Here is a 12,149-nt window from a genome sequence, read left to right on the forward strand (position 1 = left end):
CGATCATGCTCCTGTTGGCCCGAAACGCTCGGTTCTTATGGCGAGAGGGTCGAAGCCGAGCTTCACGAGCATGCTCGAGATGCCCTCGACAAACCCGGTGGGACCGCAAATGAAGAACGTGGGATTCTGCTCGCGCGTAAAGCTGTTCTCTGCGAGCAGCGCCTCGTTGACCCGTCCCCGATGTCCGTTCCAGTCGCTCGGATGCTCGCGGGTGAGCGCATAGACCAGGCGGAGGTCGCGATCGCCGCGAGCCATCGTATCGAGTTCATCCCGATACACGACGTCGGCAAGGCTGCGTGCCGAATAGATCAATGATGCCGGTATGCGTGCGAGCGACCTCCTGCGGTGGCGCAACATGGCCATCAAAGGCGTAATCCCGGTACCGCCCGCGACCAGGCAAATCGGTCCACCGCGCGTTTGGCTCCAGATGAAATGCCGCCCAATGGGTCCCCGAAATTCGAGAGCGTCGCCAACCTGCAATTCGTCGAGGAGATAGGACGACACCTCACCGTCCTCGACCCGTTCGACGGTGAGAGTGAGCCGCTTTTCTTCCGGGGGCGATGCGATCGAGTAGCTTCGTTCGGCCTGATAGCCGTCATCGGCGGTGAGACGGATGTCGACGTGCTGGCCGGGCCAGTGCCCGGACCAGTTGGCCGGCTGCAGGATGATGCTCTTCACCCGGCTTGTTTCAGCCACGATGGCCTGCACGCGACCGGTCTGCCACGCGATCCTGGGCTGCTGCAGAGGCGCATCAATCGCCGTCATAACGTTGCTCCCGCCAGGGATCGCCATAATTGTGATAACCACGCGATTCCCAGAACCCGGGCTCGTCCTTGGGCATGAAGCGGAGCCTTCGCAGCCACTTTGCGCTCTTCCAGAAGTAGAGATGCGGCACCAGGAGTCGCGCGGGGCCGCCGTGCGCCGGGGCGAGCGGCAGGCCCTCATAGCGGGTCGCGATCATCGCCTTTCCCGCGACCAGGTCGGTCACCGGAAGGTTCGTCGTGTATCCGCCGTCGCAATGCGCCATGACATAGGCGTTCGGCGGCTCGCTCACCCCGACCACCTTCAGAAGATCGTCGAAGCTGACGCCCTGCCAGACCGTGCCGAGCTTCGTCCATTTGGTGACGCAGTGAATGTCGACCGTGATCGTGGTCTGGGGCAGTGCCTCGAATTCGTCCCAGGTCCATTTCCCCAGCAACGATCCGCCGAGTTGAAGCGAAATCTTCCAGTCAGCGACACGGATATCCGGCGTGGGTCCGGCGGACAGCACCGGGAAGTCGGTCGTCAGATACTGACCCGGTGGCAGCCGGGCGGCTTCGGGTGTCTGTCGCCTGGATTTGAAGCCGCGAGAAACGGGAGGTCGGTCCATGGAAGCGTGCCCTTGTGCGGTGACGCGCAGGATGTGCCAACGCGCGTCGGCGTAACCTGCAGCCCACGTCAGCGCACATGAACCCTGAGCGATGCCTTGTCGATGGCCGTCGCGGCGAATGCATCAAGATTGCGAAAGACGAAGCAATCACGGCTGCGCAGGCAAGAACTGTTTCAATGTCAAATGCGGCTTCGTCCTGAAGTGGTTCAGAAGGAGGAGACGATGTCGAGCGTGAGCCAGCCCTTGCATTCCGACGAACTCGCTTACCTCACCGCGCACGAACTGGCAGCTCGCATCCGGCGACGTGATCTGTCGCCGGTTGACGTGGTCGATGCGTTCATCCGGCGCATCGAAGCGCGCAACCCGAGCCTGAATGCGCTAGTCTATCTCGATTTCGACGGCGCCCGCGCGAGGGCAAAAGAGGCCGAGCGCGCATTGGTTGCCGGCGAGTCGTGGGGACCGCTGCACGGCATCCCGTCGGCGCTCAAGGATCTGTTCGACTTCAAGCCGGGCTGGCCTGCAAGCCTGGGCGGCATCCGCGCGCTCAAGCATCACGTCGTGAACGGTTACTGCGTGTTCTGCGAGCGCATGGAGAAGCGTGGCGGCGCCGTGTTCCTCGGCAAGACCAACAGCCCCCTCATGGGATTCCGAGGCACCTGCGACAACTACCTCTTTGGTCCCACGCGCAACCCGTTCAATCTTGCCAAGAACACGGGTGGCTCATCCGGAGGAAGCGCCGCGGCGGTCGCCGATGGACTGCTACCTATTGCAGAAGGTACGGACGCCGGCGGCTCGATACGGATCCCCTCCGCCTGGTGTGGAGTCTATGGCTACAAGGCGTCGTTCGGACGCGTGCCGTTCCTCGTGCGTCCCAACGCGTTCGGCGTGGCCGACTCTCCGTTCCTGTTCGAAGGGCCCATCACGCGGACGGTCGAAGATGCCGCAATCGCGTTGAACGTACTTGCCGGCCCTGATCCGCGAGATCCCTTCAGCCTGATCGAGCCGCCCGTCGACTTCACCGCGGCGACCCGTCGTTCGATCCGTGGCCTCAAGATTGCCTATAGTCCGGATCTGGACGTCTTTCCGGTCGACGGAAAAGTCGCGGCGACGGTCCGCCGCGCGGTACAGGCGTTCGAGGAAGCCGGTGCTCACGTCGAGGAGGTGAAGCTCGGCATCGTTCGCTCGCAACGGGAGCTGAGCGACGTCTGGTCGCGTCTCTACATGCTTCTGAACCTGCAGGCGATCGAGAACATGAAGCGCGACGGAATCGATCTGTTCGGCAAGCATCGCGACGACTTTCCGCCTGAATACATGGATTGGGTCGAGAAGACCAATCGCATGTCGGGGCTCGATTTCTTCCGCGACCAGGCCGTCCGGTCGGAGGTCTACGATGCCTTCCAGAACGTCCTTGAAAGATTCGATCTGTTGGTCACGCCGACCGTCGCGTGCCCGCCGGTCGACAACGCCAGCGACGGCAACACGGCTGGGCCGAAGTCGATCAATGGTGTCGAGATAGATCCTCTGATCGGATGGGCCCTGACCTACTTCGTCAACTTTACGGGCCATCCGGCAGCCTCGATTCCGGCGGGTCTGTCCGACGGGCTTCCGGTCGGGATGCAGATCATAGGTCGGCGAAACGCCGACTTCGACGTGCTGGCGGCGAGCGCGGCTTTCGAGCGGCTTCGTCCCTGGCAGGACAACTACCGGATCTGCCGCGAGCGCCCCCTGAGAACAGCCCCGCTTTCAGACCTCACCCGCTGACCTTGCACCCTCTCGGTCGCTTCCATGGCCGTCCGCGCCGCGATCGCGGCGCCGATTGGGGTCGCGCGTCCTGCTTCCGCAGCGTCAACCTCTTCACCGATCGCAGGTTCGGCACGGAATGCATCAAGATGGCCAAAGCGGAAGCAATCCCCAGCGCGCAGGATCTTCCGCGACTGGCTAAGTCATCTCTCGACAGGTCAATCGTGCCGGCGCCTCGCGCGTTCGGCCGCAGTCGCGGGAGAAGACAATGCGCGTGAGAGTCCAGGCAGCAGCGGCGGTCATCGTAGGCAGTGCGGTCGCAACGATTCTGTTCTTCGGATCGCTTAGGGATAGCAATGCCCAGAGCAATACGCGCTATCTGCCGGAATACACCGCGGACGGGCAGTTGCTCCTGCCGAAGAATTTCCACGAGTGGGTCTATGTCGGCTCGCCGCTGACGCCAAATGCCCTCAACGGCGGACAGGCGAACTTCCCGGAATTCCACAACGTCTATATCGAGCCGGGCTCGTACGCGATCTACAAGAAGACCGGCGAATTCCCCGAGGGGACGATCCTGTTCAAGGAGCTGCAGCTGACGTTGCCGCAGGAGAATGCCGACGGCTCGCGAACGGAAGCGTCGGGACGTGGCTACTTCCCGGGCAAGTGGAACGGCGCCGACGTGACCGTCAAGGACTCGAAGCGCTTCGCCGACACCAACGGGTGGGGCTATTTCAACTTCAATCACCACGAACCGAAGGCGCCGACGGCCAAGGTGAAGTCGAAGGACGAGTGCGCCTACTGCCATATCGCCAACGCCAAGAAGGATGAGGTCTGGACCCAGTTCTATCCGCTGCTGGACGACAAGGACGCGCGGTGACCGCGTGATCGGCGGAAGATCGGCATGAAAATCCTCAAAGCCGCCTGTGTCGCCGTCGTCGTGATCCTTGGGGTCGCGGCCGTGGTCAGGCAATCACAGCTGCCGGCGAATGCGGCGGATGGCGTTTCGGCCGGTGCGAGTGTCGCCGACCGCGACAGGCATCTGCACGTGCCCGATGACTATCGTACGACCTATCAGATCCTCGGAAGCTGGGCGATCGCGGCAGACGACACTCACGGCTCGAAGGAGCTTCACGTCGTGTACGCCTCGCCGGGAGTGATCGACGCCTATCGGAAGGACAGGCGCTTCCCGGACGGTGCGGTGCTGGTCAAGGAGGTGTTCAAGGCGGCAACCTCGGAAATGACGACCGGCACCGTCAGCCGCGCCGATGCTTTGAAGGGATGGTTCGTCATGGTGAAGGACACGTCGAACCGTCACCCGGAGAGCGCGCTGTGGGGCGACGGCTGGGGATGGTCGTGGTTCGACGCGGGCGATCGTTCAAAAACGACGACGACGAATTACAAGGCGCAATGCCAGGCGTGCCATGTGCCCGTGCGGACGTCCGACTGGGTTTACATCGATGGATACCCTCCGTTGAAGCCATAGCGATGGTGCAGGTCACCGAAAGTCATTCGATTTACCAAAGCCAATCATCAAAGGAGCGAGAGATGGCTAAAGAAGCGACGGCGAGCGAGATGGGAATGTCGAAGGGGCAGACTGGCCATCTCTATATCCAGACCAATGAGATCGACAACGCCATTATCCACTACACGCGGCAGGCGGACGGCAAGCTGGCCGAGGTCGCGCGTATCAAGACGGGCGGCGCCGGCTCCGGTGAATTCAAGCCGATCAGCGGCCAGGACAGCGCGCCCAACTCTTACGAGGGTGCAGGAAGCGTCATCATTACATCCGATCGGCGCTTTTTGTTTGCGACCAATGGCGGAGACAATTCCGTTTCGAGCTTCCGCCTGGAGAGCGACGGTCGTCTCACGCTGCTCGACGTGAAGTCGACCGGCAACCCGGTCGAGGGCAGGAGCGGCACGGCCAAATCGCTGGCTTTCGCTCCGTCGACGCGCACCCTCTTCGTGCTGCACGCGTTCGGACCGGATCACCTTCGGCTGATGTCGGTCGATGCCGAAGGCATGCTCAAGACGCGGCCCGAGCGATACACGGTGAACACGTACAGCAAGCGGAATCGTGTCTCCACCATGGTCGTGGTCTCGCCCAACGAGGAGCTTGTGCTTGTCGGCACCACTTTCGATGAGCCGATCGCGCTCACCGGCTTGTATCCCGACGGCTCGCCGATTCTCTGGGTCCAGCGCGCCGGCGGTGCGTTGCACTCGATTGCGTCGAATGCACCGGATCCGGACGGCCTTGCCGTGTTCGCCCTGCAAAAGGACGGCTCGCTCGGCACGGCCAGGTTCTACGATGCGAAGGGCGGTTCTCCGTTCTACATCGCGTTCCTGAATCAGCGTCCGAATACGTTCGTGATCGGCTATGCCGTCGGCGACGGATGCTCCATTTGCACCATCGAGAAGGACGGCTCGATCAAGATCGGCCAGCTCGTCAAGATCGACACCAGCGCGGGCCTGCCGTCCGAGCTGTGCTGGCTGGCCATCGCGCCCGATGATCGCACGATTTACGCAACGAACTTCGGCTACAGCAACATCAGTAGCTACCGCATCAACGGTAGCGGCCTGGAGATTGCGTGCGATCCGGCGTGTCCGAAGGTGCCCGGCGACGGCACCGCGAGGGGATTGAACGGAACCGTGACGAGCGGTCCCAGCGATAGCTGGATCTCGCCGGACGGCGCCTATCTCTATCAGATCTACGGCAACGCCTCGAAGCTGGTCAGCTACAGCACCCAGCCGGACGGTTCGCTGAAGGAGATCGGCAGCGTCAAGATCCCGTACAATGGCTCCCAGGGTCTTGCGGGTTTCTGATCCCGGTTTCGCGACATGAGGTCCGGGCGTGGTCGGCATTGCCGTTCCACGCCCGGCCTCTCCCTCGCCGATATGCGAGACACACACGGTCAATCATGAGCCCCGAGACGGATGTTTGAAGCAATTCATGAGCGCTCTCGCGGGACATCCGCGGCTCATCCCGGCCATCCGGGAGAAGGGCAGGGCGCCACGGAAAAATTCGATCTGCAGCGCGCTGTCGGGGAAGCTCGCGTGGTGTTCTCCGGCGCCGCAAACGGCACGGAGATCATCGACGTCTATCAGAAGTTTCCGATGGCCGTTGCCTTCCCGAATGTCGACGATCGCCGGCGCAAGGAGGCGGTCCTCATTAATACCTCGGGCGGTGTCGCGGGTGGCGACGAGATCAGGATCGAGGTGGTCGCTCAAGGCAACGCGTCGGTCGCGGTGACCACGCAGGCCGCGGAGAAGGTCTATCGCGCGCTGGATCGGCCCGCCCGAATCCGGACGCGGTTAAGGGCTGAGGGAAATGCCCGGCTTGCGTGGCTTCCGCAAGAGACCATCGTCTTCAACCAGGCGCGCATCGCGCGGCACACCGAGATCGATGTGTGCTCGGGCACCGAATTGATTGCCCTCGAATGGCTGGTTCTTGGCCGCATCGAGAGCGGCGAGGAGGTTCTTGCCGGACATATCCTGGACAGTTGGCGCGTCAGGGTCGACGGCCGTCTGGTGTGGGCAGATGGCTTCCTCGCCTCCGACCAGGCGCTCCTGCAGCTTCGGAAGACGGCGCTGCTCTCGAACTGGAAGGCTATTGCGACGATGATCTATTTCGGTCCGGGCCTTGAGGCCCGGCTCGAGAGATTGCGCGAGATCGGTGCTTCGCTGGAATGCGCGTGCGGCGTCACGATCGTGGGCGCGATCATCGTCGTCCGGGTCGCCGCGATTGCAAGCGTGGATCTCAGGCGAGGTCTGCGCCGCTTCCTCGATCAACTCGACCATGAGCTCGGATCCGGTCCCTTCGGAGTGCCGAAGATGTGGTCCTGTTAGCAGCGCGGCCAAGTGGGAGGAGCATCTTGAATCTGACGCCACGGGAACGAGACAAGCTGATGATAGCCCTCGCCGCGATCGTTGCGCGCGGCCGGCTCGCGCGCGGCGTCAAGCTGAATTATCCCGAAAGCATCGCATTGATTTCGGATGCCATCATGGAAGGCGCCCGCGACGGACGATCGGTCGCGGATCTCATGTCCGAAGGCGGCCGGCTGCTGCGCCGCGACCAGGTCATGGAGGGCATCCCGGAAATGATCCGCGAGATCCAGGTGGAGGCGACGTTTCCGGACGGGACCAAGCTTGTCCCGGTGCACAACCCGATCCGATAGGAGCTGATGATGCGTATCATCCCGATTTGCGTCGCCGCGTTGAGCCTGCTTGCGGCGCCGGCCTTCGCTCATCCCATTCCGGGCGCGGGCAGTTCGTTCGACGCCGGTCTCGTCCATCCGTTCAGCGGCGCGGATCATCTGATTGCGATCACCTTGGTGGGAACGTGGAGCGCGCTTGTGGGCGGATCCGCGAGAGCCGTGTGGCCGCTGACCTTTCTGATCGCGATGCTGGGCGGCTTCGCCGCCGCAAGCGCGGGACTTCAGATGGGCTTTGTGGAGGCGGCGATCAGCCTCTCGGTGGTGGCGCTGGGAGCGTTCGTTGCGTTCGAATTCAGGATACCCGTCATGCTCGGCGCGGCGGCCGTCGGCCTGTTTGCGTTCTTCCATGGTCACGCCCACGGAACTGACGCCGCTGCGATGCTTGTTCCCTACGTGATCGGCTTCACGACGGCGACCGCCGCTCTTCTCCTGACCGGCATGGTCATCGGGTTCTCAGGAGGAAACGCGGCCAGAAGAAGTTTGCTTCGCGCGGCGGGCGTATGCGCCGGGCTTGTCGGGCTGCTGCTGCTTGGAGGCGTGGCATGATTCCCGGGGAGGTCATTCCGGCTGACGGCGACATCGTCCTGAACGGGGACCGGACCGGACCATCGATTGCCGTAGCCAACACCGGCGATCGGCCGGTCCAGGTGGGCAGCCATTATCATTTCGCCGAAGTGAACGCCGCACTCGCGTTCGATCGATCCGCTGCCCGTGGGTGTCGCCTCGATATCCCGGCCGGGACGGCCGTGCGGTTCGAGCCGGGCCAGTCGCGCGAGGTCTCATTGATCCCGTTTGCCGGAGCGCGGCGCATCTACGGCTTCAGCGGCGGCGTGATGGGACCTCTGGAATCGGCGACCGGTGCGTCCGGCGCCAACGAATAAGGTGAGGAAGACATGCCCCACACGATGAGCCGCGCGGCCTATGCGCAGATGTTCGGCCCTACGGTCGGCGACAAGGTGCGCCTGGCGGATACCGACCTGTTCATCGAGCCCGAGAGGGACCTCACGATCTATGGCGAGGAGGTCAAGTTCGGCGGCGGCAAGGTCATTCGCGACGGCATGGGACAATCGCAGCTCACGCGCGCGCAGGGGGCGGTCGATACGGTCATTACCAACGCGCTGATCCTCGATCACTGGGGAATCGTCAAGGCCGACATCGCGATCAGGGACGGGCTCATTGCGGCCATCGGCAAGGCGGGCAACCCCGACATTCAGCCGGGTGTCTCCATCATCATTGGGCCGGGGACGGAAATCATCGCGGGCGAGGGCAAGATCATCACCGCCGGCGGAATGGATACGCACATTCATTTCATCTGCCCGCAGCAGATCGACGAGGCGCTCTTCTCGGGCGTCACGACCATGATGGGTGGCGGCACCGGACCTGCCGCAGGGACGACGGCGACGACCTGTACGCCGGGGCCATGGCACATCCATCGGATGCTCGAGGCGCTGGATGGGTTCCCGATGAACTTCGGCATTTTCGGCAAGGGCAATGCGAGCCTACCCGCGGGCCTGGTCGAGCAGATCGAAGCCGGCGCGTGCGGCCTGAAGCTGCACGAAGACTGGGGCGCAACGCCCGCATCGATCGACTGCTGCCTCTCTGTCGCGGACGACATGGACGTGCAGGTCATGATCCACACCGATTCCCTGAACGAAGGCGGGTTCGTCGAGCGCACGATCGCCGCGTTCAAGGGCAGGACGATCCATGCGGCCCATACGGAAGGGGCCGGCGGCGGGCATGCGCCTGACATCATCAAGGTCTGCGGCGAGAGCAACGTCATTCCGGCCTCGACAAATCCGACGCGTCCCTACACCGCGAACACGCTCGACGAAGCACTCGACATGCTGATGGTGACCCACCATCTGGACCGCCGCATTCCGGAGGATGTCGCCTTCGCGGAGAGCCGCATCCGAAAGGAGACGATCGCCGCCGAGGACATCCTGCACGACCTCGGCGCGTTCTCGATCGTGTCGTCGGATAGCCAGGCGATGGGGCGCGTCGGCGAGGTGATCACCCGGACATGGCAGACCGCCGACAAGATGAAGAAGCAGTTCGGGCGGTTGCCGGAGGAGACCGGGCAGAACGACAATTTCAGGGCGCGGCGCTACGTCGCGAAATACACGATCAATCCGGCCATCGTGCAGGGAATGTCACGCCATGTCGGTTCGGTCGAGGTCGGAAAGCTCGCGGACATCGTCGTCTGGGATCCGGCGTTCTTCGGGATCAAGCCCGACATGGTCCTGAAATCCGGCATGATCGTCGCCGCGATCATGGGCGACCCCAATGCGTCGATCCCGACGCCTCAGCCGGAATATTACCGGCCGATGTTCGGCGCCTTTGGCCGTTCTCCCGGCAGAAATTCCGTGACCTTCGTCAGTCAGGCCTCGCTCGAAACGACGAGACAATTGGGCCTGGCCAAGCAACTCCTGCCGGTCTCGAACACGCGATCGATCGGCAAGCATTCCATGATCCTCAACGACGCGCTGCCCCTCATGGAGGTCGATCCCGAAACCTACGAGGTGCGGGCCGACGGACGGCTGCTCACGTGTCCGCCGGTGAATGTGGTCCCGATGGCGCAGCGCTATTTCATGTACTGACGCGTTGCCGGCATGGTGGTGCGATGACAGACCAGAGTTATGGACAGCAGGCGCTGGCGTTCCTGAGGCTGCAGAGCTGGCTCTCGCCGTCGTTTCCGAACGGGGCCTACAGCTACTCGCACGGACTGGAGTGGGCCGTGGAGGCCGGCTATGTCTCCGATCGGCGCAGCCTGATCGATTGGCTCGAGGCCGACCTTTGCTATGGCTCCGGCCGAAACGAAGCCATCTTCTTCAGCGAAGCCTACCGATGCGTGGCCGAGGGCGTCGAGGACCAGCTTCCGGATCTGGCCGAGCTCGCAGCCGCTTCCCGCGGCACATCCGAATTCGTGCTCGAATCCGCCCAGCAATCGTCCGCGTGCCTTACGACCCTTCGCAGCGTCTGGCCGGATCGAATTCTGGACATGTTCTCCGACCCGAAATGCCCGCCCGTGCTGGCTGTCCTGCTCGGAGCGCGGGCGGCGCGCGAGCGGATTGCCGTCGAAATCGCGCTGCCGGCATTCCTGCACAGCTACGTCGCCAATCTGGTGAGCGCGGGCGTGCGATTGGTGCCTCTCGGCCAGACCGATGGTCAGCTTGCCATCGCGGCGCTCGAGCTGCCGATCCTGTCGCGCAGTGAAATCGCAAGCCGTGAGACGGTCGACGATCTCGGTTCGGCGGGCCTGATGGTTGAACTCGCGTCCATCGCACACGAGCTCCAATATACGAGGTTGTTTCGCTCATGAAGACGATTGAACGCGAGAGCAGGTCTCTCCGCACGTCCGGCATTGCGGCAACCAACGGGCCGCTGCGCGTCGGCATCGGCGGCCCTGTCGGTTCCGGAAAGACGGCGCTGGTCGAGGCGCTGTGCAAGCACCTGCGCGATTTCTACGAGATCTACGTCATCACCAACGACATCTACACCAAGGAGGATCAGCTCATCCTGACCCGCGCGCAGGCCTTGGCGGCAGAGCGCATCATGGGGGTGGAAACGGGTGGCTGTCCGCATACGGCCATACGGGAGGACGCCTCGATGAACCTGGCGGCGATCCACGACATGAACCTGAAGTTTCCGGACGCGGAGCTTTGCTTCGTCGAATCGGGCGGCGACAATCTCGCCGCCACCTTCAGCCCGGAGCTTGCGGACCTGACCGTCTACGTCATCGACGTCGCCGCAGGAGAGAAGATCCCGCGCAAGGGTGGGCCGGGGATCATGCGATCCGATCTGCTGGTGATCAACAAGATCGATCTGGCTCCCATGGTGGGCGCGAATCTGGAGATCATGGAAGCGGACGCACGGCGGATGCGAGGCGCGCGACCGTTCATCTTCTCCAATCTGAAGAGTGGCCAGGGTGTCGATGAGATCGCGGGCTTCATTCTGCAGAAGGGCGGGTTGTCCGCCGCGGCGCTGCCTGGAGGTGCCGATCGATGACGGATGATGACCAGGAGTTTGCCGGCGATCTCGCCAGGCTGCGCCGCAGCATCGACAATCTGGATGCGGCGATGGTGCACCTGCTCGCAGAACGCTTTCGCTGCACGGATGCGATCGGAGAGCTCAAGGCCAGGCATGGACTGGAATCCCGGGATCCCAGACGTGAAGCGGCGCAATTGAAGCGGCTTCGCATGCTCGCCGCACAGAGCGGGCTCGATCCGGACTTTACCCGGAAGCTGCATGCCCTGGTCGTTCGAGAGGTCATCACCAATCATGAGGCGGTGAAGTTCGAGTCGGGAGCCGGCTAGAGCGACGAATATCATCGCAAGCCTGCTCCGGCGAAACGAGGTCCAGCCGAGAGCCGCCATCCCTGGGAGCCACATTTGTCGAATGATCTGCGCAACTGCGCTGCCGCTCTGGCGATCGTAGCAAGCTTCTGGACGCGCCCCGCGATCGCGGACGAACCCGGAAACGCCGACTATGCGGCGCTGAACAAGGCGATCGTCGATGGCAAGGAATTTCGCATGCTCGTGGACCTTTCAGCCTGTCAAGTTCGCGGCACGGGCGCGGCGGGACCTCCGGTCAAGGCGAGCATGCGGTTTGACGGATACATGATCCAGCCTGACGGGACGATCGCTTTCGCGACGACCCATTTCACGGTGAGACCGGACAAGGCGGTCAGGGAATTCCTGTCGTTCAGGGTGCACCCAAACGGCAGGATCGAAGCGCGCACGATGATCCTGGACGCCGTCAATGACGCCGTTCTCAAGGATACGGCATTCGATTGCGAGATTGGAAAAGGCGCGACATTCCACTGGTGATGC

General features: G+C 63.0%; 15 protein-coding genes. 13 read left to right on the forward strand and 2 right to left on the reverse strand.

The window, feature by feature from the left end:
• Nucleotides 1-3 precede the first annotated feature (3 nt).
• Together AB7245_RS04965 and AB7245_RS04970 are read right to left on the reverse strand one after the other, a co-directional pair.
• Complete coding sequence (locus AB7245_RS04965; protein ID WP_245344205.1) at nucleotides 4-792, reverse strand: ferredoxin reductase; 789 nt, start codon at nucleotides 790-792, stop codon at nucleotides 4-6.
• Complete coding sequence (locus AB7245_RS04970) at nucleotides 752-1,369, reverse strand: sulfite oxidase-like oxidoreductase (protein WP_085403508.1); 618 nt, start codon at nucleotides 1,367-1,369, stop codon at nucleotides 752-754. The genes AB7245_RS04965 and AB7245_RS04970 overlap by 41 nt, the downstream gene beginning before the upstream one ends.
• A gap of 222 nt (nucleotides 1,370-1,591) precedes the next feature.
• On the opposite strand from AB7245_RS04970, the gene AB7245_RS04975 reads away from it, so the two are divergent.
• The 13 genes from AB7245_RS04975 (at nucleotide 1,592) to AB7245_RS05035 (ending at nucleotide 12,146) form a co-directional block, all read left to right on the forward strand.
• Nucleotides 1,592-3,130, forward strand: a complete 1,539-nt coding sequence (locus AB7245_RS04975) for an amidase (protein ID WP_085403575.1) — start codon at nucleotides 1,592-1,594, stop codon at nucleotides 3,128-3,130.
• Between the two features lie 247 nt (nucleotides 3,131-3,377).
• The gene (locus tag AB7245_RS04980) at nucleotides 3,378-3,986 is read left to right on the forward strand and encodes a cytochrome P460 family protein (RefSeq protein ID WP_085403509.1); all 609 of its coding nucleotides are present in this window, start codon (nucleotides 3,378-3,380) and stop codon (nucleotides 3,984-3,986) included.
• Between the two features lie 24 nt (nucleotides 3,987-4,010).
• A complete protein-coding gene (locus AB7245_RS04985) occupies nucleotides 4,011-4,592 on the forward strand; it encodes a cytochrome P460 family protein (protein WP_085403510.1) in 582 nt (193 codons plus the stop codon).
• Between the two features lie 62 nt (nucleotides 4,593-4,654).
• Complete coding sequence (locus AB7245_RS04990) at nucleotides 4,655-5,929, forward strand: lactonase family protein (protein ID WP_085403511.1); 1,275 nt, start codon at nucleotides 4,655-4,657, stop codon at nucleotides 5,927-5,929.
• A gap of 111 nt (nucleotides 5,930-6,040) precedes the next feature.
• Nucleotides 6,041-6,952 carry an urease accessory protein UreD gene (locus AB7245_RS04995; protein WP_245344206.1) on the forward strand — a complete coding sequence of 304 codons (912 nt, stop codon included), beginning with the start codon at nucleotides 6,041-6,043 and terminating at the stop codon, nucleotides 6,950-6,952.
• Nucleotides 6,953-6,978: 26 nt separating this feature from the next.
• Nucleotides 6,979-7,281 carry an urease subunit gamma gene (locus tag AB7245_RS05000; RefSeq protein ID WP_028148889.1) on the forward strand — a complete coding sequence of 101 codons (303 nt, stop codon included), beginning with the start codon at nucleotides 6,979-6,981 and terminating at the stop codon, nucleotides 7,279-7,281.
• Nucleotides 7,282-7,290: 9 nt separating this feature from the next.
• Nucleotides 7,291-7,866 carry a HupE/UreJ family protein gene (locus AB7245_RS05005; RefSeq protein WP_439033918.1) on the forward strand — a complete coding sequence of 192 codons (576 nt, stop codon included), beginning with the start codon at nucleotides 7,291-7,293 and terminating at the stop codon, nucleotides 7,864-7,866.
• Nucleotides 7,863-8,201, forward strand: a complete 339-nt coding sequence (locus AB7245_RS05010; protein WP_085403514.1) for an urease subunit beta — start codon at nucleotides 7,863-7,865, stop codon at nucleotides 8,199-8,201. The genes AB7245_RS05005 and AB7245_RS05010 overlap by 4 nt, the downstream gene beginning before the upstream one ends.
• A 12-nt stretch (nucleotides 8,202-8,213) precedes the next feature.
• Nucleotides 8,214-9,917 carry an urease subunit alpha gene (ureC, locus tag AB7245_RS05015; RefSeq protein ID WP_085403515.1) on the forward strand — a complete coding sequence of 568 codons (1,704 nt, stop codon included), beginning with the start codon at nucleotides 8,214-8,216 and terminating at the stop codon, nucleotides 9,915-9,917.
• Between the two features lie 137 nt (nucleotides 9,918-10,054).
• A complete protein-coding gene (locus AB7245_RS05020) occupies nucleotides 10,055-10,639 on the forward strand; it encodes an urease accessory protein UreF (RefSeq protein ID WP_244623152.1) in 585 nt (194 codons plus the stop codon).
• Nucleotides 10,636-11,325: an urease accessory protein UreG gene (gene ureG / locus AB7245_RS05025; RefSeq protein WP_085403517.1), complete on the forward strand. Its 690-nt coding sequence runs from the start codon at nucleotides 10,636-10,638 to the stop codon at nucleotides 11,323-11,325. The genes AB7245_RS05020 and ureG overlap by 4 nt, the downstream gene beginning before the upstream one ends.
• Nucleotides 11,322-11,633 (forward strand): chorismate mutase, encoded by a 312-nt coding sequence (locus AB7245_RS05030; protein ID WP_085403518.1) that lies wholly within the window; start codon nucleotides 11,322-11,324, stop codon nucleotides 11,631-11,633. The genes ureG and AB7245_RS05030 overlap by 4 nt, the downstream gene beginning before the upstream one ends.
• Nucleotides 11,634-11,708: 75 nt before the next feature.
• On the forward strand, nucleotides 11,709-12,146 hold the full coding sequence (locus AB7245_RS05035) for a VirK family protein (RefSeq protein ID WP_085403519.1): 438 nt from the start codon (nucleotides 11,709-11,711) through the stop codon (nucleotides 12,144-12,146).
• Nucleotides 12,147-12,149 lie beyond the last annotated feature (3 nt).

The sequence above is a fragment of the Bradyrhizobium sp. 604_D8_N2_3 genome, assembly GCF_051810765.1.
In the GTDB taxonomy this organism is placed as follows: Bacteria; Pseudomonadota; Alphaproteobacteria; order Rhizobiales; family Xanthobacteraceae; genus Bradyrhizobium; species Bradyrhizobium barranii.